The organism is Streptomyces sp. NBC_00887, assembly GCF_045207585.1.
Genome location: NZ_CP108788.1, coordinates 318,365 through 341,475, shown reverse-complemented (window position 1 = coordinate 341,475; position 23,111 = coordinate 318,365). Strand labels below are relative to the sequence as shown.

The window sequence follows — 23,111 nt, the reverse complement described above, 5'->3', positions numbered from 1 at the left end:
GGGCCGGCGAGAACTGTGGCGGCGCTGAACGCGGGTGTCGGCCGGGCAAGGGCGTTTCTCGAAACTGATCTGGCCGACGAACTGGAGTTGCTTGATCTGAACGTCCGTTTCACCATGCCCGGGCCGACCGAGATGGACTTCTTCCACCGCGCGGGCATGGACGACACCAAAGTCGGCCGGCAGTCCAATGACGATCCAGCTTTGGTGGCCGAGCAGGGCCTGGACGTGTTCTTCGCCGGCAAGAACAAGATTGTCGCAGGGTCGGTCAAGACCGAGGGCCAGGGACGGGCCTCGGTCAAGACCGAGGCCCAGGGACTGGCCCACAAGGTCCTTCCCGATGCGGCCAAGGCCGAGGCGCACCGGGAGATGGCGGAACCGGGCTCGGGCGAACGCGACGGCACCGAATAGAGGAAGGCAGCATGAAAGCTCTGACGTGGCACGGTAAGCGCGACGTACGGATCGACACCGTTCCGGACCCCGAGATCCAGGATCCGACCGACGTGATCATCAAGGTCACGACGACCGGGCTGTGCGGATCCGACCTGCACCTGTACGAGTTGTTCGGCCCCTTTCTCGGGGCCGGAGACATCCTCGGCCACGAGCCGATGGGCATCGTCGAAGAAGTCGGCGCGGAGGTCACCAATCTGCGCCCCGGCGACCGGGTCGTCGTCCCGTTCAACATCTCGTGCGGATCCTGCTTCATGTGCCATCAAGGCCTGCAGTCCCAGTGCGAGACCACCCAGGTGCGTGAACACGGCAACGGGGCAGCCCTCTTCGGCTACACCAAGCTCTACGGACAGGTTCCCGGCGGGCAGGCGGAATACCTGCGTGTGCCATTCGGGAACACCCTTCCCATCGCCGTGCCTCCCGGCCCTGCGGACGACCGATTCATCTACCTGTCGGATGTCCTGCCGACGGCCTGGCAGGCCGTTGATTACGCGGCGGTGCCGTCCGGCGGCACCGTCGCTGTGCTCGGGCTGGGACCGATCGGGGACATGTGCACCCGCATCGCCGCCCACCGAGGTGCCGGCCAGGTGATCGGGATCGACCTCGTTCCCGAACGGCTGCAGCGGGCACGAGCACACGGTGTCCACACCCTCGACCTGAACGAGCACGGCAAAAACATCGGCGAGGCCGTCCGCGACCTGACACAGGGCCGCGGCCCCGACGCCGTCATCGATGCTGTCGGCATGGAAGCCCACGGCGCCCCCATCGTCAAGGGCATGCAGAACATGACCACACTCCTGCCTGATGCACTGGCCGCCAAGCTGATGCAAAGCGTCGGCGTGGACCGACTTTCCGCCCTGTACCTGGCCATCGACCTCGTCCGGCGCGGCGGCACGATCTCGCTCTCCGGCGTCTACGGAGGCATGACCGACCCCATGCCGCTGCTGACCATGTTCGACAAGCAGGTGCAACTGCGTATGGGTCAGGCAAACGTATGGCGCTGGGTCGACGACCTCCTGCCGCTGCTCACCGACGCGGACCCGCTGGGCGTCGACGACTTCGCCACACACCGCATGCCCCTGGCCCAGGCGCCGGAGGCGTACAGCATGTTCCAGAAGAAGCAGGATGGCGCGGTCAAGATCCTCTTCACACCCTGAATCGCCGCAGGATCACGCCCGAGGAGCGACTGTCTGAAGGTCGACAGCGACCGGCGTGCGCGATCGGTCAGACCACGCACCCGGAGAACGCAACGCACCTCACGGCTTGCAGTGGTGAGCCGTCCTCGGTCGGGCCGACGCTTCGGCTTCGAGGGAACAAGGTCCGTACAGAGGAGTGACATATGAGTACAGGCCCCGCTCCGCGCATCGTGGTCACCGGTGCGACCGGCAACGTGGGAACAAGCGTCATCCGAGTTCTGTCACGCGACCCGGGGGTGGGATCGGTCCTCGGCCTGGCCCGGCGCCGCCCACAGATCACGTTGCCCGGCGTGGAGTGGGACACGGTGGACCTCTCCAGCCCGGCCAGTGCCGGCACACTCAAGGCCCAGTTCGCAGGTGCAGATGCCGTCATTCACCTGGCGTGGCGGTTCCAGCCGACCCACGACCCAGTCGTGACGTGGCAGAGCAACGTCGCGGGGTCGCTACGGGTCTTCGACGCGGTGCGTGATGCGGGAGTCCCAGCCCTCGTGCCCGCCTCAAGCGTGGGGGCGTACTCTCCCGGCCCGAAGGAGGAGCCTGGTGTCGACGAGGATTGGCCGACCCATGGATGGCCCGACGCCGCATACTGCCGGGAAAAGGCATATTTGGAGCGGGTACTCGATACCTTTGAACTGCGTCATCCCCAGATCCGTATCGTGCGCATGAGGCCCGGCTTCCTGTTCAAGGAGCAAGCGGCCAGCGAACAGCGTCGTATCTTCGCGGGCCGCTATGTCCCCGGCACACTGCTTCGGCCCGACCTTCTGCCCTTCGTGCCGGACCTCGACGGCCTACGCTTCCAGGTCCTCCATACGGACGACGCCGCCGAGGCTTACCGCCTAGCCGCACTCCACCACGTTCGGGGCGCCTTCAATCTGGCCGCCGACTCAGTGACCGACGTCCGTGCCCTCGGTGAACTCCTCGACGCCCACGTAGTCCCGCTGCCCCGGGCACTGGTGCGCGGCGCCCTGGCCGCCGCTTGGCAAGCACGTGCCGTCCCTGCCTCCCCGCATCTGTTCGACGCCGTCCTGCGGCTGCCGGTGATGAACTGCGGCCGTGCACACGACGAACTGGGCTGGGCACCGGTTCACTCAGCCGACCAAGCGCTGCGCGCTTTCCTGCACGGCGTACGCCACGGCAAAGGCGAGGACACCGCTCCGCTGGCGGGAAGGAGCTTCGGCTGAACGAACCAGCGTCGGCCGCAGAGAGGTTCCCCCCGGCAGGCAACCGGGGGAACGAGCACGGACGAGTTCCTCCCCTTCGTTCACGCACTCATGAAAGTCACGCGCGAATCCAGCGAAGGGCTCAGGCTGCTGCATGCTGGGACAGCGATGTACATCTTCGTGGTGGTCTACCCGGGCGGACGGACGACGCCGCCTGCGGCACATGCGAGAGCGCGCCTTACGGCGACTGTCTGGGAGGCGTGATGGTGCGGACCGTTGGTGTCGAGGAGGAGCTGTTGCTCGTCGACGAGCACAGTGGTGAGCCCCGGGCGCTGTCAACGGCGGTGCTGGCACTTGCGGAAGTCCGCGCGGAGGGAGATTCGGCCTTCGAGTCGGAGCTGCACCTTCAGCAGATGGAATTCGCCACCCAACCGTGCAGCGCGATGGCTGAACTGGCGGAGGAGATCCTGCGCTGGAGGGCCGAGGCGGCGGAGAGCGCCGCGCAGGCCGGGGCAGCGGTGGCGGCTTTGGCGACGGCCCCTCTTCCCGTCAACCCCCCGATCGGGGAGGGAGAGCGGTATCGGTGGCTGGCCGAGCGGTTCGGTCTGACCACCCAGGAACAGCTGACCTGCGGATGCCACGTACATGTCGCGGTCGACTCGGACGAGGAAGGCGTCGGGGTGCTCGACCGGATGCGTCCCTGGTTGCCCGTTCTTCTGGCGCTCAGCTCCAATTCGCCCTTTTGGCAGGGGCAGGACACCGAGTACTCCAGCTATCGCAGCAGAGTCTGGGGTCGATGGCCCTCGGCCGGGCCGGTGGAAGTCTTCGGCTCCGCAGACCGTTACCACGAACAGGTTCAGGCGCTGGTCGACACAGGGGTCCTGCGCGACCAAGGAATGATCTACTTCGATGCCCGGCTCTCCCACCGGTATCCGACAGTCGAGGTGAGAGTGGCGGATGTCTGTCTGGACCCGGGCGACACCGTGCTTCTTGCGACGTTGGTACGCGGCCTCGTCGAAACGGCGGCCCGCGAATGGCATGCCGGCGGCCCACCGGATCCGAGCGGGGTGAGTGTCCTTCGCATGGCCACCTGGCAGGCCGGACGGTCAGGGCTGGAGGGCCGGTTGCTGCATCCCCGCACCATGCGCCCCGAGCCTGCGGCGGATGTCATCGGTGCCCTGCTCAGTCACGTCCAAGCGGCCCTGGAGGAGACCGACGACTTCAGCTCGGTCGAGAAGGCGCTCAAGAACCTCATGGAGCGTGGAACCGGGGCGCGGACGCAACGCGACGCGCTCGCGCGCACCGGCAGCCTGCGCGCCGTGGTAACCGAGTGTGTCTCCAGGACCCAGGGCTGAAATCGGTCCCCGGCCAGGGCCCACCCGCAGACGGTCGCCCACGATGAAGCCGGACCTGTATCGGCCGGAAGGGAGCCGGCGCGAGCGGACAACGTCGACGCACTACACGGGCACTGCACCATCATGCCGCCGACACGACGTCAGTGGCGAGCATGCAGCGCCCGACGGCAGCACCGTATGACAGGTTGGCGTAGTGCGACGCCCCGCCCGCACGCGGATATCCGGTGACCAGTTCCACGTAAGAGGTGACTGTCGCCAGCCGGACATAACGCGACTGGCTGTGGAGCCCAACGGCACGCCGAATTCGGCGGCGACCTGTCCCACCAGGGCCTGCACGCCCGTGCCAAGGACGTCCCCAAGGATGAAGAGTGGGAGCAGAGGAGTGGTCAGGGCCTTCTCGAGGGGTGGAGGGGTATGTGATGTGGGTTACCCGCAGGGTGCCCGGCAGGCGGCGGATCGTCCGAATGTTTGCTTTAGTGAATCCTGTGCGCACCAAGTGGTCTGGTGGCAGCCCGGGCCGTGCCTGAAGAGCACGGCTGGGCGGTAGGGCGGACTCGGAACGGCGAGAACGGGAGGTATCGATGCCGGACGCGGTGGTTATCGGTGCGGGGCCCAATGGCCTTGTGGCGGCGAATCTCCTTGCCGCTGCAGGATGGAGTGTGGAGGTGCTGGAGGAACAGCCGGAGCCCGGCGGCGCGGTCCGCAGCGATCGAGGCGTCCACCCGGACTACGTGAGCGACCTCTTCAGTGCCTTCTACCCACTGGCCGCCGCATCCCCTGTTCTCGCAGGACTCGACCTGCAAGATGAAGGGCTCAATTGGAGTTGCGCCCCGCGCGTCCTGGCACACCCGCTGCCGGACGGCCGCTGCGCGGTTCTCGAACGCGGAGTCGAGGACACAGCGGATGGGCTGGACATGTTCGCCGCGGGCGACGGGCCCGCCTGGCTCGACCTGTACGGCACGTGGAATCGCCTGGGTCCAGACATCCTGCGTGCCCTGTTCACCCCTTTCCCGCCGGTGCGCTCCGGCGTTCGCCTAGCGGCCAGGCTTCGGGCGGCCGGCGGGCTTCGACTGGCGAGGATGTTGTTGCTGCCCGTGCGATGTCTGGGGGAGGAGCAGTTCCGCGGAGAGGCAGCCAGGCTCCTGCTCGCGGGCAACGCGCTGCACGCGGACCTCGGCCCCGAAGCTGCAGGCAGCGGGGGCTTCGGGTGGCTGATGTCCATGCTCGGACAGACTTACGGTTTTCCGGTGCCGGTCGGGGGCGCCGGGGCGCTCACAGCGGCTCTGGTGCGGAGGCTGGAGCGGCACGGCGGCGTGGTCCGGTGCGGGGAGCGTGTCGACGAGATCGTCGTGCGCGGCGGACGTGCTGTTGGCGTACGCACCGCAGGGGGCGAGTCCGTACCGGCATCCCGCGCCGTCCTTGCCGACGTGTCCGCACCGGCGCTGTACGGCGAGCTGGTCGGCGCGCAGCACCTTCCCGACCGGCTGCTCAAGGACCTGCGCGCATTCCAGTGGGACTTCGCGACGTTCAAGATCGACTGGGCGCTGACCGCCCCGGTGCCCTGGACCGCTGGTGAGGCTGCCTCGGCGGGCACGGTCCACCTGGCCGACGGGGTCGACGGTCTCACCCGCTTCGCGGCGCAGATCGCCACGGGCCGAGTGCCTGACCGCCCCTTCCTCCTCTTCGGGCAGATGACCACAGCCGACTCCACTCGCTCACCCGCCGGCACCGAATCGGCTTGGGCCTATACGCACGTCCCGCAGCGGATCAAGGGTGACGCGGGTGAGGACGACCTGACGGGGCGATGGGACCGGCGCGAGCAGGAAGCCATGGCCGACCGCATGGAGAACGAAGTCGAACGCTGGGCCCCAGGATTCCGTTCCCGTGTCATCTCCCGCCGCGTTCTCGCACCGCCCACCATCGAGTCCATGAACGCCAATCTGCACGGCGGCGCGATCAACGGCGGAACCGCAGCAGCCCACCAACAACTTCTGTTTCGGCCGGTCCCGGGCACCGGGCGGCCCGAAACACCAGTGAAGGGCCTCTACCTCGCCTCAGCCTCCGCGCACCCCGGCGGCGGAGTCCACGGTGCCCCTGGTGCCAACGCCGCGCGGGCCGCGCTGCGCGGGGCGCGCGGTATCCGCCTGCACGTGTCGGGCACGCCGTGGGCGGACCGCACAGGGCGCAGCACCGGATGATCGACAGTCCCGGGGCGCGGCTTCCCGTCGCCCAGTCGGGGCACCGACAACGGGGCGTTGTGGCCGGCACTCTGTTCATGCCGAGGGGGACTTGCTCGCCGATGTGGGGCTGTCACATGAGCGGCCGGCCTGGGTGTCAGGCCCGCGTTCGTTCGGTTGCCTCTGCTGCACGTCCACCGGCCCCCAAGAGCCCGGTGCCTGCGAATTGTGAACGTGTCAGCTCCCGGCGGGCCAGCCGCGAGACCAGCCCGGGCAGACCGGCGCGCACCGCCTGGACGCTCCGGAGCCACCCGGGCACGTAGACGGAAGGTGCCCGCCGTTCGACTGCGTTGACCACGAGACGGGCCACGTACTCCGGGGGATAGGTCTTGCGGGCCGGTGGAGGCATGTGGGCCCGGAGCTCCCGCAGCACGGCGTGCTGGTCGGCGTCGCGGATCATGTCGGTGTCGATCCAGTTCAGATAAGCGATTCCCACGCCGACCCCACGGGGGGCCAGTTCGGCGCGCAGGGAATGCGAGAAGGACTCCACGCCTGCTTTGGAAGCGCAGTACGCGCTCATCATCGGCGCGGCGCCGATGGATGCGAGGGAGGCGATCTGAAGGTAGTGACCGCGGGTGCTGAGCAGTTGGGGCAGGAACGTCCGTGCGGTGATCGCGCTGCCTACGAGGTTGACCTCGATCACGCGCCGCCAGCTGTCCGGGTCGGATTCGGCAAACGGACCTCCCTCTGCCACACCGGCGTTGGCGATGACGACCGAAACCGGGCCCAGTTGACGGACCACCTCCTCGGCCGTGCGGGCCATCGCCTCGTCGTCAGTGACGTCTACATGCCAGTGCTGGGACGCGGTCGGAAGTTCGTCGGCCGTCCGGGCGAGAGCGTCCTCCTCCAGGCCGAGCAGAGCCACGCGGACGCCCCTCTCGGCCAGCTCTCGGGCGACGGCCTCTCCGAGGCCGCGTGCGGCGCCGGTCACCACGGCTGTACGTCCGCTCAGGATGTGCTTCCGATCAGTCACGAGAGCTCCTGCGAGTGTGTGGCGGTGGTGGGTGATCAGGCGCGAACAGAGGCCGATGAGGGCGGCCCGGAGAGAACGAGCGACGAAATGACCCGTCGGAACAGCACCGTCTGACGGCGCTGCCCGCCGAGTGGGGTGAGAACGTCTCCCGATCGCGAGCACTACAGCGCGACCGTGTCGCCGCGGTGATGGTCGCTCGCATGCTGCGCTCCATCATGAGCAGTGCGGCTTCGGCAAGGTCACTGTGGGTGTGGGCTCACGGACAAGTTCGCCTCTCGGCCCGGCCTGAGCAGTCTCGATGATTTCGCCGTGGTGACAGCGCCATTCGGCGTCATTGTCATTTCCGTGAATGACGGGCACGCCTTCGGCGTGCGCTGTCGCCAGAAGCTGGACGATGTGAGGTAACGCCTTGCGTATGGACGGAAACAAGAAACTCGGCTTCGGGGTGCTCATACGTGTTGATCACGTCGATCAGGATGAGAGCGTTTCCCCACCGCTTCATGATCTCACCGATTGGATAGCGCGCATGTTGTCGGCCCGGTGAGTTCCTGCGGACGCTTCGAAGGTGAGGACCCACGGCCGGCGAAGGAAAGGGATAGCGACCGGGGTGCGACGGCAACTGGGTCCGTGATCGGGCCGCTGTATGGGCCGGGCCTGGGAGACATATCGCGTGCTGCAGCCGGAGAGGCCGGCCTCCCGCTCGCGGCAGTCGAGCCAAGCCCTGCTCTGTCCCAGCTCAAGGAGTGGCCGGGGGACGGCCGGACTCTCGGCCTTGTCACCGACGGTGCAGACGACCTGGACGGCGTACGCGAAGTACGTCAGGCAGTCCTCGACGCAGGGATGACTCCGCTGGCGGTCTGGTGATGCATCCGCCCGGGCCGGGCGGCGCCGGACCACAGCGTGCGGCCTGGTGGTCGCATGGGACGCCGAATACGAGGTGTTCCAGGAGCGCAAGACGTCTGGAGCTGTATTCATCCAGGAAAACGGCTGTGGCTTCTCGACCCTGCTCGTCGTCACGGCTCCGCACCACGGCTCACTGTGGTTCGACGGCCGGGCCACCTGCGACCAGATCCTGCCTTCGAATCTGGACGATCAGCCCGTGTCTTTACGGACTGGCGCGCGCGAAGGTCCATATACCTGGTCGGCCGGTGAACGCTGCCGGGCCGACTTCCCCCGAGGGCGGTGTCGACAGCCCGGTAGCAGAACTCCCGAACCCGCCCATCGATCAGGACTCTCGTCCAGGCCAATCGTGGGGCAGGTCGTAAGCAGCGATTTTCCCTGGTTCGTTCGATGAGGTGGCCGCGTTCGAAGTCGGCGCCGGCTCGGACGAGGGCGACGAGGGGGGGGTCACGGACCGCCGCGTCGGGCCAGCACGGTCAAGGCCGTCGCGTCACCGAACCGCCGGTGCGCCGGAGGGCGACAGCCCGTTTGCATGCGCCTGCTCGGGAGAAGGCGAACTCAGTCGGAGCGCGGATCGGACGGTCCGGCGTCGCCCATGGCCCTGCGGTCCTCGTCGGTCCACTTGCGGGTGTCCCGCGGGGCTACGTACGGCTCCTTCAGGTGTGGATGACCGCCGATGATGGCCCGCTCCCTGGCCATTTCCGCATCGAATTCGAGGCCGAGCAGAATCGCCAGGTTCGTGATCCACAGCCAGACCAGAAAGATGATCACGCCTGCCAGGGCGCCGTAGGTCTTGTTGTACGAGCTGAAGTTGGCGACGTAGAAGGCGAAGGCGGCCGACGCAACCATCCAGATCAGGAGCGCCAGCAGGCTGCCCAGCGACACGAACTTGAAGCCTCGCCCCTTGGCGTTCGGTGCCGCCCAGTACAGGATCGCCAGCATGAGGGTCACCAGCACCACCAGGACTGGCCACTTCGCGATCGCCCAGACGGTCATGGCCGTATCGCCGACCCCCAGCGCGGTGCCGAGCCGACGGGCGAGATCGCCTGAGAGAACGACGATCAGCGCGCTGACGCAGGCCAACACCATGAGCACCAGAGTCAGACCTACGCGGACCGGAAGCACCTTCCAGACAGGACGGCCCTCGGGCAGGTCGTACACCGCGTTGGAGGTCCGGATGAACGCCGCCACGTAGCCGGACGCCGACCACAGGGCAACCGCCAGACCCACGATCGCCACCACCCAGCCGGTCCCACTGCTGGACTGCAGTTGGGTCACGGCGTCTTCGAAGACGTCACGTGCCGCTCCCGGGGCCAGCTTCTTGATGTTGTCCAGAACGGTCTGTGTCGTCGACTTGCCCGCGATGCCGAGTAGTGAGACGAGGACCAGCAAGGCGGGGAACAGGGCCAGAATTCCGTAATAGGTCAGGGCAGCTGCCCGGTCGGGGAGTTCATCCCGTTTGAACTCCTTCAGCGTGCGCCTCAGCACCGCCCCCCAAGAAGCCTTGCCAACCTTCGTGGGCGTGTCGGGCGCGTTTCGCTCCACCTGCGGGTCCGGTCCAGCACCCGACCGTTCCCCGCGCGGACCTGCGCTGTCCTCACTGCGCTGTTCACTCGGCATATGGAGCACACAACCTCAGTCGCACCAGCTACGCGACTTTCCAGCCGGTTTATGCGTCTCAATGGATGACCGCCCACTGACCAAGCGGCCGCATCACCACTGCAGAATGAAATGCCGCCACCTGCCAGCGCACTCTTTCGTGTGGGCCGCCGACGAAGTCGGTGGCCCATTTCGTTGCCGATGACCGTGGTTGGGCAGGCCGTGGGCCCGAGCGTCGTGTCGGGTGAACGCCGGGTTCCACTACTCCGGGATGGAACGTTCCCTCGAAGGGATGGGTGGATCTGCTGGTCAGCCCGGGTTCGGGAGCACGTCGAGAGGCTCGATAGCGTCCGCAATGACGTCGGTCCAGGGCCAATGGCGTGCGAATCTCAGGTGCCGGAGGCGGGCAGTTGTGACGAGTTGGGCGGCGGCGGAGGAGAGGCGGTGCCGCAGTCGGCGGGGCTCCCACCTGCGGGTTTCACCGGTCGGAGCGAGCATGGGCATCCAGGCCAGCAGGTCCAGGGCGATCTGGACGATCTCCAGCCAGATCTGGTTCTGCGCGGTGTCGTGCAGGGGCAGGTTGCGCAGTCCGGTGGCGCGGGCGGCCCGGATGCGGCCCTCGGCGCGTGCCCGCTGGCGGTGTCGCAGTTCGATTGCGGCGATCGGGGCGTTGGTGGCGAACGCGGTGAGCCGCAGTCCGTCGGCGTCGGTGAATCGCAACTGGGCGCCAGGGTGCGGGCGTTCTTTGCGGACGATCAGCCGCATTCCCTTCGGCCAGCCCTTCATTACGTCACCGTCGAGCTCTGCGACCCACGCGCCGTCACGGATGTCCCCGTCCGACCGCCCAACTCGCCCTGGCGCAGCTACCGAAGACATACGGGCGTGGACGCCGCACGCTGATCCGCACCGACTCCGCCGGCGGCACCCACGAGTTCGGTGATGTGGGCGGTGGGGGTTTCGCTGCCCGCGTTCCCGGGCCGCAGCAGGGCGGCCACCGGCTCTCCGGTGCCGCCGCGTCCGTGGTCGACGAAGCCCATCAGTGGGCGGTGTCCGTAGGTCTTCTTCCAGGTCGCGGTGGCGTCATGCTTCCCGGAGTGGGCCAGTACCAGCACTCCGTCCAGGTCCACGATCACCTGACCGGTGGTGTCCGGCGAGGAGGCTCCAGCCAACTTCCAGACACGCTCGCGCTTCGGCCCGAGCTGACCGGATCGCGGTTCAGGGCCTTCGGGCCGGCCGCGCCCAGGGTGTCGATGAGGCGGGAGACGGTCGGGTCGGAGGCAACCAGGCCGAACACGGCTGACTCGGCCCGCAGCATCCCCATGTCGGCCAGACAGTCCCCGCCCAGCGCGACCGCGAGAGCCACGTCCAGCAGAATCTTGCCCGGATCGTGCGCCGCCCGAGCCTTCCCCACGGTGCCAGCACCGCTGATATCGCGGTGTCCAAGCCGACCTTGCGGACGGTCTCGACCAGCAGCACGCCCCCGGCCCGGGAGACCACCGCCCGGCCGCAGCCCTCGATGCGGACACGCGGGTACGACCCCATAGGCTTCTCCACCTGAGAAGTGCTTCTTTCCACGGCACGATCTGGACCCTCGACAAGTCTTATCGTTGCAGGTCAGGAGCACTTCTCGCTTTCTCGATCATGCTTCGGACAGGCCGCCTCGTGAAAGTCCGGGGCCTAGAGTTCCGTCATTTCGATCACTTCGCACCGATCCGGTACACAACTTGGGAGGGCACCTCTCGAGCGTCGCCGTTGTGAGGCAGCGACGCTCGAAGTCGAATTCCGGGAGTCTCAACCCAGGCCGACGAGAACCAGGACCATGCCGGTCCCCGATGCCAGTGGGGTAAGAGCTTTCCCAAGGACAGCACCAAATGCGGCCTCACGGTCGGTCGCAACCATGGTGTGGCCGGGAGTCGACGAGGTCGTCAGCAGATCGCCGACGCCAATGGGCTTCGACGACGCGTCCGCACGGCACCAGACCTTCCCGATCACGGCGATTGCTTTACGGAATGCGGCCTCTCGGCTTGTCCCCGCCTCCTGGCGATCCAGGACGAGTGCCGGAACTCGGTCACCCGCCCCTGACACCACGCCTGCCACGCGCGTGTCATACGCCAGCGTGCAAGGTGTCAGAGCGCCCTCGTGATCGAGGGTGAGGACCGCGCCAGGACCAATGTCCTCACCATCGCCCCTGCCTACGGCCACGTCGAACTGCTCGGCTACATCGGCCCCTGTGAGCACGAGGTCACCAGTAACCTCAACATTGCCCTCAAAGAAGCCGGCGAGGCGGCCACCGCGGGCGTGCACGCCGACGCCTTCGGCGCTGAAACCGATCGTCCCGGTACCGGCGCCTTTGTGCTCGCCCCAGACACCGCTCCCACCAGAGGTGCTCGCCGACTCCCCGTAGGCACCCACCCAGTTCTTGGACTTACCTGCCGTGCCGGCGCCGTTATCAGCCTCGCCAAGTACGCCTTGGCCCTCGGTGCCGCTGTGCTTGCCGTACACGGCGGGGTTGAAGCGGCCCGAGGTCTCGCCCACCACACCGGCGCCGCCAGCGGAGTTCGATCCGTAGACTCCGGCCCCTCCGATCGCGCTGCTACTCAGGCCCTCTACGCCATGCCAGCGGGTGCCCTTGCCCTGGACGCCCACAGCGTCGCCCCGCCCTCCGACGCCGACCGTTCGCTCGCCCGGGTGGGCAGTCCCGGTGATCGCCACACTGTCGTCGCCCGTCACTGATTCGTTGATGGCCATTCTGATTCTCCATTTTCCGCAGGTCCGGCATGCGTGGCGGACCCGGCTTCGATGGGGGTTGGGTATGAAGGGAACACGAGGTACTTCTCCTTCAACTCTCATGCGGAAAACGGACGGGCGCAAACCAGGGTGCGAAGGCACGACGCGGCGGCCAGGAGTTGTTGCAGCTGTGCCGAATGTTCACGGCGGACAGCAGCGCGGACGATGACCAGTGCCCTGCCGACTCAACAGCCGGTCGACGGCGGCGTCACATCCATTCAAACCGCGCTCGGGGGTCGGCTCGCTATTCGGAAGTGAGGCTTCGGCGGCGAGCAGTGTGCTCGATACCCATTCGCCGAACTTCACGGAGACGAAAGGGATTTGGAGTCGCCCGCTGACCGTAGTTGCTCAGAGGTCATTTACGGAGGACTGGCCGGAAATATTGCCTCCGACTCTCACCAAGGGACCTGCCCCGAGGTCACGGTTCCCTTCCTGGCCGCTGTTGTCCGCGACGCCAGCGTCCCCGCCGAAAGTCAAGTAGTCCTGCTCGGCGATCTGCTGCGGCTCGCCGTCACCGGGCCGACAGCGGCTTTTCCCCTTGCCGACCGCAAATCCGCCTTCGGCGGAGCATGGCAGGAACGCGTCGAGGCGACCTGAAGCGCACACAGCGCGAAGGCACCGACATCCCGACGCGTGGGCGCACCCTGCCTGACTGCCCTTCCCGGCTGCCCAGTTGCACCACACAACAGACAGTAGGACCATCAAAGAGCAGGGCTTAGCAAAGGCCCGAGCTCTTCGCGCCGGGCGCAGGGGTGATCTTCGCGCTCGCCGGTCCTGCCTAGTCAGATCGGCTGATCATTTGCGACGCCTGCGGAACGCCGCAGGCATCGTTCTCGTACTGTCGCAAAGGGTGCGTAGTGCTGTGTAGACGCGCAAAATATTCGACCTTGGAAGTAGGCGACACATTCGACCTTGGAAGTAGGCGACACATGAGAAGCGTGAGGCAGCTCGCCCAAGACGAAGGCCTTCATGGCGATATGAGCATGGCCACTTTGGTTCAGCGATATGACGTCTCTAGCCTGGTGGCACTGATTGGTGCTCACGACCAAGCGCGTGCGGCGTTGTCGAGTTTCACCTTCGACGGCGATATCTCAAGTGAGAACAGAGGTACGCTGATCGCCCGTCACTGGATAGCGTTGTCTAGGGGCCTGTCGAGCGGCATTCTAGCGGCAACGGAAAAGGAGTCGCTCAAGGCAGCGTACGGACGTGCAATTCATCACACGATCCTGAGTGACCCGGATGCGAACGCCAGCGCGACTGTCGGCGGTTCCACTCTCAATGTGAACTTCGGCGTATTGTTCCCGCAGGGTAATGAGGAGATATCTCAGACACTCATTCATGAGATGATGCATTGCGCGGGATTCACTCACCCCGAGAGGCGTGATCCTCCTCCAGGCCGCGATTGCTCTGCGCCCGACCCCGACCTTTTCGACTGCCCGAACGATAACGGCCAGTACTACGGCACTGCCCCTCTGCGCGCGGAGTTCTGCATAGCAGGTGACCAGAGTGACGCAAGTGACGTTCGCGAGGCGCGGTTCGTACTGATCGAGCGGAAATCTGGCGCCGAGAGCTGCGCCATCGATGGCGCGGGCGTGGCGACCATCCACACAACGGGATGAGACGGCGTCTGCGGCAGGTTCGGCCAGGATGAACAGAAAAGCGTGGAGCGCGGCGGGCGACGCGGAACGCGGTGTCGAACAGGTCCGCGTGCCGGGCCGGGGGCCATACCCGAAAAACCGGTGCGGCAAGCTGCGGCTCGGGCCGTGACAGGCGTCGGGCATTCCCAGCCCATCGCGACTGCGAGGGCCACGTCCAGCAGCACCTTGCCTGAATCGTGCGCCGCCCGAGGGCGCCGCCTGGGTGTCAGCCGGCTGATAACGCCTGACCCAGCGCGGCTTTGCGAACCTCTCGACCAAGAGCACGGCCCCGGCCTGGGACACCACCGCCCGGCCGCCGCCCTGGATGTGGAATTGCCCGGTGCTGACGACAGCCGGGTCAAGGCGTACCGCAAGCAGGCCCGTGAAGGGACGCTCCCATCTGTCCTGTTGTGGTGATAAGTGTCCTTGACTGCCGTCTGATCCTGGACGGTCACGCACGGCTTGCCGCGGCGATCGCCGCATCCGTCGAGCCTCCGCTGCTGCAGTTGCACCGCACGGTGCCGCGCGATTGACCTGACCGCGCGCATCGATGAGGCCACGGGCTTCTACGAGGACGAACTGGCACGCTTCACCGAACTCCGCACCATTCACGGCCCCACCGCTCCAGACGGTGCCGCAACCGCCGGCCCACAGTTCGTCCGCCTTCTTCATGACCTGAACACCGTGGAACAGCCGACCTGGGTATGGCCGCTGCCCGGGGGAGAGGACCAGTGGCGTCGTATCGCACGCGAGGTGACAGCCAGCCAGGCAGGACTGGCCCCATATCTGAGCCCTGTTTGAAAGTCACACTCTGACCGCCGTACGGCCAAGATCGCGCGCACCGCGATGAAGGACCACCTCCGAGGTGCGAGCTCTCACGCTTACGCGGACTCTGGCGCAAGCCGCCGTCAGCAGGCGGTCCGGCCGAGGCTCGCCCTGCCCCTGGAGCCGCCTGGCCATCAGGCAATGTGGGGAGATCCACTGAGCAGGTCTGGGGTCACCGCCGAGCAGGAGATGGCCGATTTCACAGAGCGCCATCAACGCGCCTCAAGCTCGCAACTGATCATGCCTGTTCGTGCTTGTTGGTGCCAGATGCTGGTGCCAGCATCCGAAGCGGCCTTGACGCCGGTTCGCGTTGCCGACCGAGTTCCGACGGCATATCCAATGAGGGAGGCACAGCCGATCAGGAAGACAACCCCAACTACCTGCCAGACCGTGTTCCCATCGATGAGTGCGCCTTTCGCGATGCGGCTCCCCGCAAAAGTGAACGTCATTAGCCCGACCCAGAACCGAGGCTTGCGCCATCTGGGTATGCCATCAGTCACCTGGCCTCCTGGCCGCGCACGATAGCGCACTGTCGGCGGAGCGGTTCCAGACGGGGACGGCCGTCCGGGAGCTGGTCACGAGCTCCCTGCACCAACCCACCACTGGCCCCCAAGCTCCCATCCCGTCCGCCTTCGACCCACACGTCGTGGAGCGGTCGTGGTTCAGGGCGTCAAGGTGGAGCGCGCCACTGTAGGAACGACCTTGACGTCCTGGGCCGCGACTGCTCGGCTCTGCCTGGGGTGAAGGTGGTGGGGATGGGAGCCCCACGACGCACACCACGAATCCGCCGGCACTCGCGAACGGCGCCCCTCCCATCCCGGAGTCTGAGCCCCCCCGCCGGAGGCATTTCTCGTGCCCGACGGTTCCCCTCAGTCAGGGACCGGCGTAGCCGGGGAGCGCGCGACGAGCGGAGCGAGGGGCCTTGAACCTGTAGAAAAGGTTTCTACTCAGCATGCCGCTCGTCCCGATGGCTCCCGGGTTTGCCGCAGCCCGGGAGGCACGATGAAATGCCCCCTGTGCCGGCTACGGCCGGGGCAGGGGGCGTTTTCGTGTATCTGGAGGCTATCCGCGCCGAACAGTTCCGGCGGGCCAGACCACATCCACGGGTAGCCCGGCCTCGCGGGCCTGCTCGACGGTGTCAGCGGTGCCGCCGCCCTTGCCCGAAGGGGGCGTCCCGTCCCACACGGCGACGAGGCGATCGGCTCGTCGCAGCAGCTCAGCGTTCGCCGCCTCGTAGGCAGCCCGGTTCGCAGTCGAATGCGGCAGAGTCACCACGTGCTCGGCCGCCTCCACCAAGTGGTCGAAGACTGCGACGTGGGCTGGCTTCACCTTCGCAGCGCGGTAATCCCGAGAGGGAATCACCACGACCAGACGGCCCCCGATCGCGGAGACCTCTTCCGCGAAGAGGCTGTCCGCCCCGGCGGCAATGCACGACACCCCAGTCAAGTCATCGCTGTACTCGGCGAGCAGCTCACGCAGCGCGGCCCACACAACCGGCACGCTTTCGTCAGCCAGGTCCATGTGCCCGGTCACAGCAAGTGTTGTCATGCTCCCTGTTCCTCAGCTCGACAGCAGGTCGCGGATACTATCGCGCGCCTCACGCACTGGTCGCGACGCGCTGTGTCCCACGGTGTAGGGATACAGCTGCCCGAGTTGAGCACGGACACGCCCCGACTGCGTGCCTCTCGCGGCCTGCACGGCCAGGGTCGTTTCGGCGGCGGCCCCTTGGATGTCACCGGCAAGGAACGGGGATTCCGCCAGGCCGATGCGGTCGAGTGCGCAGGAACCTGCGATGGGCCGTCGACTTCGATATCCGGAAGCACAGCGGCAACCCCCGCCAGGCGCATCCGCTGACCAGTGTGCCGCGGGATTTGAGACCCCACAACGGACGTCGCTCTCGCCCCGTGCGACATCGCCTGACAGGCAACGCTTGGCAGAAGAACGGAGACTGATCACTCACGATCAACGATTACGCTCCAGCCTGGTTGCGGTAGCACCCACCCCATGCCCGCGAGCCCCGTCGTAGAGTTTGGCCGCACCGTCAGGTGTTCTCAGAAACGAACCTTTCCCGGAGCAAGATCGAGAACGGTCGGCGGAAGCGCTGCTAGGGCCTGTCTTCAAAGGGTCATATCCACATCAGGAGTGACGCGATAGTGAGTGCCGCTTCGTAGGATTCGCGGGTTTTGTCGTAACGGGTGGCGATGGCCCGGTACTGCTTTAACGCATTGAAGCAGCGCTCGACGACGTTGCGCTGCTTGTAGCGCTCCTTGTCGAACGCGGGCGGCCTGCCGCCGTTGCTGCCTCGACGGCGGCGGTTCTCCTGCTGGTCCGACCGTTCAGGGATGGTGTGCGGGATACCGCGTTTCCGCAGGTAGTTACGTATGCCTCGGCTGCTGTATCCCTTGTCACCCAGGAGATGATCAGGCCGGTTGCGCGGTCGACCTGGGCCTGGACGGCAGACCCTGATCTGCGCAAGGATCTGCTCGAACTGCGTGCAGTCGTTGATGTTGCCGCCTGTGACGACAAAGCCGAGCGGACGGCCGCGGCCGTCGCAGGCGAGGTGAATCTTGGTCGTCAGTCCGCCACGGGATCGTCCGAGGGCGTGAGCGTGTGCCGTTTCTGCGGGACCTGCCCCTTTTACGGGCGCCGGCCGCGTGCTGATGAGCGCGGGCGATCGTGGAGTCCACCGATACCAGCCAGTCAACGTCCCCAGCCGCATCCTTCTGAGCCTGAACGGCCTCAAGCATCCGCGTGAACGTGCCATCGAGCGCCCACCTGCGGAAACGTGTGTACAACGTCCGCCAGGACCCATACCTCTCCGGCACATCACGCCAGGCCGAACCAGTCCGCAGCTTCCACACGATCCCGTTCAGCACCACCCGGTCGTCCCGCCGGGGCCGCCCCGTGCCCGTCCGCGGAAGCAGCCCCGACAGAACGTCCCACTCGTCGTCCGAGAGCTCATGCCGCCGCACCATGCGTCACATGATGCCCCATCAACAGCCTTTGAAGACAGGCCCTAGCGCCGGACGCACCGGCCGAGGCAACACAGGCCGTCGCTCCGCTCACGGACCGGCATTCCACCGAAGCGCCGTACCCTCGACCGCCCAGAGGCGGGCGACGTCAGGACTGATCCTCGGCGCGCCCCGTCCCACGGCGGTGCGCGGGCCCGGTTCCGGTGTCCTCGGAACCACGCTGCGCGCTCCGCTCGGTCGGCTCTCGGTCGGACGGTGAGGCTGTGGCGCCTCGGTCTGTCCGCTCGGGAGCGGCTGCCTTCGCGTCGTCGTCCGTCACGGGTCCCGTCGCGCCGGCGATCTTCGCCCCGCCCTTGATCGACTTCTCCCTGGCCCGGACATCGCCGGACCGGCGGCGGCCCTCGTACGGTGGTACGGCCTTGCCCTCGGTGTCGATGTCGTCGGGTCCGTTCTCTCTGCTCGTCATGCTCTGCTCCCGGTGTGAGAGGGACCGAGTCGCGCCGCGCGATGCTCTTCCAGCCACGCACCCGTACCTCGATCGTCACGCTCACCCGGGGTGACCGCATGTGGATCATGCGGTTGCCTGGCCTGAGATCTCGATGGCAGTTGGTGCCCAAGTCGACAGGCATGGAGCGAAGGGCGGCAGCGGCGGCGACCGCTGCCGTGGAGCAGGCATAGACGGCCCGGCACCGCAACAGCACATGCCGCCGACGCTTCGCTTGCAGCCTGGACAATCATCAGGCGGCCCTTTCCTGCCGTCCGCAGCCGTGCGGATAGCAAGTGATCGGTGCCCCGAGTGTGCGCACCGCGCTCATGCTTTAGACCTGCTGCTCTCCTGCCATCACTCTGCAGGGCATCCAGGATGCGCGAGTCGGTACCATCCGGCGAATGAGTGCTCCTGCGGCAAAACTTTCAAGGAATCGCCGGTGAATCAAGCCGATCGCCGGTGATCAATGCTTCCGGCGCGTGTTGGCCGGTCATAGCGTTGCGGGCATGGAAAACAACGCAACGAGCGCGGCACTGGCGGTGCCGCAGCCGGTTGCGCTTGCCTCGTTGGCGCGAATATTGCAGCAGCTCCGCCTGGCCCTGCGGGTGACCGCTCAGGACTTGCGCGTCGCCAAGGACGAGCAGCCCGCGGCGAAGGCTGCCGGACAGCCGCCCATCACGCCGCGACCGATCGCTGCCACCGTGATGATGTGTCCGATGTGCGGCGCACCCGTGCCGATCCGCTCCCGACGGGGCCCGCGACGGGTCTACTGTGCGAACGTCTGCAGGAGCCGGGCTCACCGCCGCCGTTTGGCGGCGCTGGGGCGGCAGCCGGTATCGCCCAAGTTCCCCGAGCCCGCGGGCGCAGGCGCTGTGCTTACCGCGCGGCAGTGCGCCGCCGGCCACGGTGAGGAACACGGTTGGTCCGTCTTCATCAGCCGAAGAGTCCATCAGCTCTGGGCTTCGTCCTCGCCGGCTACTTGAGACTTCGCGACCAACTCGGTGGGACGAGACGGCCGCTTGGCCGTGTCGCCGAGGTTCTGGCCGCCCTGGACCGGCCGAACGGTGACCGGCGTGCTGCCGCGCTGGACTGGATTGACCGCCATGCGGCCACCTTGCCGAACGGCTTCGCCGACGACGTCCAGGACTGGCTCCTTCGGCTGCTGGACGGTAGTGCCCGCAGCCGGTCCGCGGGCACTGGGCGCCCTCCACGTCTATTTCGGTGGCGTCCGCCCGATCATCTGGAAGTGGGCCGGGAGCCGTACCAACTGCGGGAGATCACCTGCGACGACGTGATGACCACGGTCGCCGACCTCCGTGGCCAGCCCGTACACCTCCTTATGGTCCCTTTTCCGCTACGCCAGGAAGTACCGGCGCATCTTCACCAGCCCCATGCGCGGTATTCGCGTCGGCTGGCGCGTTCCGGGCGCCGTCGCCCCGATGACCGACGTCGAGGTCACCCACACGCAGGTCACCGCTGCGTCCCCAGGCACGAGGTTCGCCGTCGTCCTGGCTGGCGTTCACGCGGCCCGGGGCGAGACCGTCCGGGCCCTTCAGTTCGACGACCTTGATGTCCGCCAAGACCGCATCACCATCTACGGCAACGTCCAGCCGATGGGCGCTCTCACCCGGGCCGCCCTGCGGGCCTGGCTCACCGAGCGGCGGGCGGACCCGATGGGCGCACACCCTGCCGGCACGTTGTGGTCTCCCGCCAGACCGCGAACGGCACCGGCCCAGTCAGCGGTTACTTCCTCTTGACGACAGGTCACCCTCAACGGCGTCAGCCTGGACCGTATCCGTGTCGACGACGTCCTGGGCGAGGCCCTGGCTACCGGAGCCGACCCGCTCCACCTGATCTCGTTCTTCGGCCCGTCCGAGTCCACCGCGACGAAGGACGCCTTCCTCGTCCGCAAGTTCCTCGACCCCGTGCCGTCTACCGACGAAAACCAGCAGTGACGGTGGGCTGTCACAACAACGTTCGTAGTTCTGCCGTAGGCATGGGAAGTAGCGACCGAAGTCGCTCGCTGGGTCTGATGACATCTTGCTGCCGCCCGCCGTGCCCGTGTTCGGTACAGGCCATCACGGGTGGTGGCCGACGACGTCTCCGCCTGGGTCGTCGGCCAGCACGATGGCTGTCGAGATCCGCTTGCCCACAGGTTCGCGGTGCACCGCGAAGCTCTGACCGATCGCCAGGACCAGCTCCAGCCCGTGCTGGCCGATTCGGGTCGGGTCGGGCGGGAGGATCGCTGGTGGCGTCGGGTTGCTGTCCCACACGGTCACCTCGACCGAGCCGCCACAGACTTCCAGCGTCAGCAGGCACGGACCGGGCGCGTACTTGCGGGCGTTGGTCACCAGCTCGCTGACCACGAGCTGCACCATGCCCATCGCCCGCCCGGACACCGGCAGCCCGTGCACGGCCTGTACATCAGTGAGAAAGCCGTGGGTGAGGTCCCGGGCGACGGCGATGTCCTCGCTGCCCTCGAACACCCCGGACACGGAGATAATGCCCCCCGGCAGGGCCTGCTGGTCCTTGCCGCCTGCCGTCTGCTGCATGCCGCCCGCCTCGCCCCGGTACACCCCAACCGCCAGGCTCCGTTTACCCCCAAACCTTCACATCATTCGACTCACGGCAGATCACTGACATCTCGTGGAGGAACGCACGGGCATCCACGGACAGACGGCAAGTGACACCCCGAGTGTCCGGTGCAGCGAAAGGCTGCGTCGCCGGTGCGGGTGACCAGCGGAACGACGTGCCGGCCTGAAGGACATCCAGGAGATGCTTGGCCACTCCTCGAGCACCATCACGTCGGACACGTACACGAGCCTGCTCCCCGAGGCGGACCTGGCGATCGCCAAGGCCGCGGCCCGGCTCGTGCCGCGAGCACGCGTCACCTCCAAGGACAACGGGCCCGGGGCGGGCGCCCAGCCCGGCGAGGCCGACGAGTCCGTCCCGGACGACGCTGATCCGTGGGGACGGATTGGGGACAGCGACTCCCCGTCCGCTCACGCACCGCTCACGCAAACGGCCCGGACGAGGAGTCCGAGGCCGAGTAGCACCTCCCTGGGGGAGAAACCTCAGGTCAGAGCGATAGTGCGCTGTGCCCACGGCAGGATTCGAACCTGCGACACCCGCTTCAGGAGTTCGATCAACGGAGCGCGGGGATGCTCGTAGTCGTGTTCCAGGGCGGTTGCTGATCCACTCATGACCACCCGGATCCATCATTGTCCGACGCCGTTGATGTCAGCCGCTGATGTCAACGTGCCAACGTGCACTGGGAAGTGGCCGTGCATGAGAGAACCGGCAGGCCTCTCGTCCGGCGCGCGTGTGAATCTGTGAACTGTGGTCGTCGGGCGGCCGTGGAACGCTCTGGTGTCCGCCTGCGTCGTCCCTCTACGGGGCACGGTGGTTGTGTTTCGGAGAGGGGAGAATGGGTGCATACGGGCGGCTTCGCCACGTGGACAAGGCGGTTCGAGGACGAGCGCGAGCGCAGGCGTGCCCTGGGGGCACAGCGCGCCCGCTGCATCCGGTGGTGTGGGCCAGCATCCAGCGCTTCCAGGTCGGCGAGGACGGTGACGGTGCCAAGCTCGTCCGTAAGGCGGACGCGGCCGGTGACGCCGATTACGGGCAGGCGGTCCGGCTCTTCATCGCCGAGGAACACAACTATGCTCTTCTGCTTGCTCGGCTGGTGGCTGCGGGGGGCATGCCGGCGTTGACCGGGCACTGGAGCGACGCCGTCTTCGTACGGTTGCGGCGTCTCATGGGTTTGCGCATGGAGCTGCTGGTGCTGATGATCGCGGAGGTAGTGGCGCTGCGCTATTATCGGGCGCTGCGCGATGGCACCGGCGACTCGCTCACTGCGGATGTGGCGGGGCGGATCCTGTCCGACGAGCAGCGCCATGTCCCGTTCCACTGCGAGCGACTGCACGCCTCCCTGGCGGAGCTGCCTCGTGCAGTGCGCCGCCCCGTGATGGCCCTGTGGCGACTTCTTCTGCTCGCGGTCTCTCTCGTCGTCGCCGCCGACCACGGTCCGGCACTGGGCCAACTCGATATCGGGCGCCTGCGATTCGTGGTCGATGTCATGACCTCGTCCCGGGCGGTGGTCTCCGCAGTGCTGGTGCCCCGCCCAGGTGCGTGGACGAGCGCGGGCTGACCACAGACAGCTCCACCGCTTCCTACACCCTCTTTGGGAGTTCGATCGAGGACGCGCTACTACAGACTGCGGTAAAGGGTGCGGCGCTGTAGAGGACCGGGAGGGATCGTGGTCGTGCGTCGGCGTTGGTGTCAGGCGGGCCGAGGCACGATACTCACGGCGCGGTAGTCGTACCCGTCCTGTTTGAAGCCAGGGTCTTTCCATGTGAGGTCCACCTGTTGTCCGGAGGACAGCGTGCGGAAGCCGGTCAGCTGAATGTCGGAGTAGTGGCCGAAGCAGCCGCCGGGGGTCTCGGAGGAATCGAGTACGCCCCACCCTTCCTCGTCGTTCCACTCGCGGACAGTCGCAGTCACCATGGGCGGCACTCTACGGGCTTCGTCTGCGCC

At 67.0% G+C, this 23,111-nt stretch carries 18 protein-coding genes and 2 pseudogenes; 9 read left to right on the top strand and 11 right to left on the bottom strand.

Translation table 11 applies throughout. From position 1 onward, the window contains the following. Window positions 1–15: 15 nt before the first annotated feature. The 5 genes from OG844_RS01540 (at window position 16) to OG844_RS01520 (ending at window position 6,356) form a co-directional block, all read left to right on the top strand. Window positions 16–408 (top strand): hypothetical protein, encoded by a 393-nt coding sequence (locus tag OG844_RS01540; RefSeq protein WP_406387576.1) that lies wholly within the window; start codon window positions 16–18, stop codon window positions 406–408. An 11-nt stretch (window positions 409–419) separates the two neighbouring features. Beyond that, on the top strand, window positions 420–1,604 hold the full coding sequence (locus OG844_RS01535; RefSeq protein ID WP_406387575.1) for a zinc-dependent alcohol dehydrogenase: 1,185 nt from the start codon (window positions 420–422) through the stop codon (window positions 1,602–1,604). Between the two features lie 182 nt (window positions 1,605–1,786). Then, window positions 1,787–2,824, top strand: a complete 1,038-nt coding sequence (locus OG844_RS01530; RefSeq protein WP_406387573.1) for an NAD-dependent epimerase/dehydratase family protein — start codon at window positions 1,787–1,789, stop codon at window positions 2,822–2,824. Window positions 2,825–3,066: 242 nt separating this feature from the next. Continuing rightward, window positions 3,067–4,158, top strand: a complete 1,092-nt coding sequence (locus tag OG844_RS01525; protein WP_406387571.1) for a glutamate--cysteine ligase — start codon at window positions 3,067–3,069, stop codon at window positions 4,156–4,158. 581 nt (window positions 4,159–4,739) lie between these two features. Further along, on the top strand, window positions 4,740–6,356 hold the full coding sequence (locus OG844_RS01520; protein WP_406387569.1) for a phytoene desaturase family protein: 1,617 nt from the start codon (window positions 4,740–4,742) through the stop codon (window positions 6,354–6,356). Between the two features lie 136 nt (window positions 6,357–6,492). Here OG844_RS01520 and OG844_RS01515 read toward each other — a convergent pair whose 3' ends face one another. The 4 genes and pseudogenes from OG844_RS01515 to OG844_RS01500 form a co-directional block, all read right to left on the bottom strand. Continuing rightward, window positions 6,493–7,368, bottom strand: coding sequence for an SDR family oxidoreductase (locus tag OG844_RS01515; protein ID WP_406387567.1), 876 nt, complete (start codon window positions 7,366–7,368; stop codon window positions 6,493–6,495). Window positions 7,369–8,826: 1,458 nt separating this feature from the next. Beyond that, entirely contained in the window at window positions 8,827–9,888 is a 1,062-nt protein-coding gene (locus tag OG844_RS01510; RefSeq protein ID WP_406387565.1) for a YihY/virulence factor BrkB family protein, read from the bottom strand. A 288-nt stretch (window positions 9,889–10,176) separates the two neighbouring features. Continuing rightward, window positions 10,177–11,409: pseudogene (locus tag OG844_RS01505) on the bottom strand (transposase). 249 nt (window positions 11,410–11,658) lie between these two features. Continuing rightward, on the bottom strand, window positions 11,659–12,615 hold the full coding sequence (locus OG844_RS01500; RefSeq protein ID WP_406387564.1) for a hypothetical protein: 957 nt from the start codon (window positions 12,613–12,615) through the stop codon (window positions 11,659–11,661). Between the two features lie 977 nt (window positions 12,616–13,592). On the opposite strand from OG844_RS01500, the gene OG844_RS01495 reads away from it, so the two are divergent. Next, window positions 13,593–14,273 carry a hypothetical protein gene (locus tag OG844_RS01495; protein ID WP_406387562.1) on the top strand — a complete coding sequence of 227 codons (681 nt, stop codon included), beginning with the start codon at window positions 13,593–13,595 and terminating at the stop codon, window positions 14,271–14,273. Window positions 14,274–16,178: 1,905 nt separating this feature from the next. Here the strand turns inward: OG844_RS01495 and OG844_RS01490 are convergent. From OG844_RS01490 to OG844_RS01480, 3 genes are all read right to left on the bottom strand, one after another. Next, window positions 16,179–16,664 (bottom strand): hypothetical protein, encoded by a 486-nt coding sequence (locus OG844_RS01490; protein ID WP_406387561.1) that lies wholly within the window; start codon window positions 16,662–16,664, stop codon window positions 16,179–16,181. 577 nt (window positions 16,665–17,241) lie between these two features. After that, window positions 17,242–18,091, bottom strand: a protein-coding gene (locus OG844_RS01485) for an IS5 family transposase (RefSeq protein WP_406387559.1) whose coding sequence is annotated in 2 segments (ribosomal slippage) — window positions 17,242–17,734 and window positions 17,733–18,091 — 852 coding nt in all. Because the reading frame shifts where the segments join, the coding sequence is not laid out codon by codon here. A 145-nt stretch (window positions 18,092–18,236) separates the two neighbouring features. Next, window positions 18,237–18,554 (bottom strand): hypothetical protein, encoded by a 318-nt coding sequence (locus OG844_RS01480; RefSeq protein WP_406387557.1) that lies wholly within the window; start codon window positions 18,552–18,554, stop codon window positions 18,237–18,239. A gap of 14 nt (window positions 18,555–18,568) precedes the next feature. Between OG844_RS01480 and OG844_RS01475 the strand changes: the two genes are divergently transcribed. Further along, a complete protein-coding gene (locus OG844_RS01475; protein WP_406387556.1) occupies window positions 18,569–18,766 on the top strand; it encodes a hypothetical protein in 198 nt (65 codons plus the stop codon). A 758-nt stretch (window positions 18,767–19,524) separates the two neighbouring features. Here the strand turns inward: OG844_RS01475 and OG844_RS01470 are convergent. Then, a complete protein-coding gene (locus tag OG844_RS01470) occupies window positions 19,525–19,680 on the bottom strand; it encodes a hypothetical protein (RefSeq protein ID WP_406387555.1) in 156 nt (51 codons plus the stop codon). A gap of 211 nt (window positions 19,681–19,891) precedes the next feature. On the opposite strand from OG844_RS01470, the gene OG844_RS01465 reads away from it, so the two are divergent. After that, window positions 19,892–20,332, top strand: coding sequence for a hypothetical protein (locus OG844_RS01465; protein WP_406387554.1), 441 nt, complete (start codon window positions 19,892–19,894; stop codon window positions 20,330–20,332). A 321-nt stretch (window positions 20,333–20,653) separates the two neighbouring features. On the opposite strand, the gene OG844_RS01460 is transcribed toward OG844_RS01465, so the two are convergent. Beyond that, complete coding sequence (locus OG844_RS01460) at window positions 20,654–21,127, bottom strand: ATP-binding protein (protein WP_406387552.1); 474 nt, start codon at window positions 21,125–21,127, stop codon at window positions 20,654–20,656. Between the two features lie 522 nt (window positions 21,128–21,649). After that, window positions 21,650–21,778 (bottom strand): hypothetical protein, encoded by a 129-nt coding sequence (locus tag OG844_RS01455; protein ID WP_406387550.1) that lies wholly within the window; start codon window positions 21,776–21,778, stop codon window positions 21,650–21,652. 228 nt (window positions 21,779–22,006) lie between these two features. Here OG844_RS01455 and OG844_RS01450 point away from each other — a divergent pair. After that, a pseudogene (locus OG844_RS01450) lies at window positions 22,007–22,725 on the top strand (ferritin-like domain-containing protein). Between the two features lie 131 nt (window positions 22,726–22,856). Here OG844_RS01450 and OG844_RS01445 read toward each other — a convergent pair. Continuing rightward, window positions 22,857–23,081, bottom strand: coding sequence for a cold-shock protein (locus OG844_RS01445; RefSeq protein WP_406387548.1), 225 nt, complete (start codon window positions 23,079–23,081; stop codon window positions 22,857–22,859). Window positions 23,082–23,111: the final 30 nt, after the last annotated feature.

Excerpts from the sequence above, each read along its gene's own strand:
- OG844_RS01530 (WP_406387573.1), top strand. The coding sequence starts at position 1,787 with ATGAGTACAGGCCCCGCTCCGCGCATCGTGGTCACCGGTGCGACCGGC.
- OG844_RS01520 (WP_406387569.1), top strand. The coding sequence starts at position 4,740 with ATGCCGGACGCGGTGGTTATCGGTGCGGGGCCCAATGGCCTTGTGGCG.
- OG844_RS01470 (WP_406387555.1), bottom strand. The coding sequence starts at position 19,680 with ATGGCGGTCAATCCAGTCCAGCGCGGCAGCACGCCGGTCACCGTTCGG.
- OG844_RS01455 (WP_406387550.1), bottom strand. The coding sequence starts at position 21,778 with ATGAGTGGATCAGCAACCGCCCTGGAACACGACTACGAGCATCCCCGC.
- OG844_RS01535 (WP_406387575.1), top strand. The coding sequence starts at position 420 with ATGAAAGCTCTGACGTGGCACGGTAAGCGCGACGTACGGATCGACACC.
- OG844_RS01445 (WP_406387548.1), bottom strand. The coding sequence starts at position 23,081 with ATGGTGACTGCGACTGTCCGCGAGTGGAACGACGAGGAAGGGTGGGGC.
- OG844_RS01510 (WP_406387565.1), bottom strand. The coding sequence starts at position 9,888 with ATGCCGAGTGAACAGCGCAGTGAGGACAGCGCAGGTCCGCGCGGGGAA.
- OG844_RS01490 (WP_406387561.1), bottom strand. The coding sequence starts at position 16,664 with ATGACAACACTTGCTGTGACCGGGCACATGGACCTGGCTGACGAAAGC.
- OG844_RS01525 (WP_406387571.1), top strand. The coding sequence starts at position 3,067 with ATGGTGCGGACCGTTGGTGTCGAGGAGGAGCTGTTGCTCGTCGACGAG.
- OG844_RS01480 (WP_406387557.1), bottom strand. The coding sequence starts at position 18,554 with ATGACGAGCAGAGAGAACGGACCCGACGACATCGACACCGAGGGCAAG.
- OG844_RS01500 (WP_406387564.1), bottom strand. The coding sequence starts at position 12,615 with ATGGCCATCAACGAATCAGTGACGGGCGACGACAGTGTGGCGATCACC.
- OG844_RS01460 (WP_406387552.1), bottom strand. The coding sequence starts at position 21,127 with ATGCAGCAGACGGCAGGCGGCAAGGACCAGCAGGCCCTGCCGGGGGGC.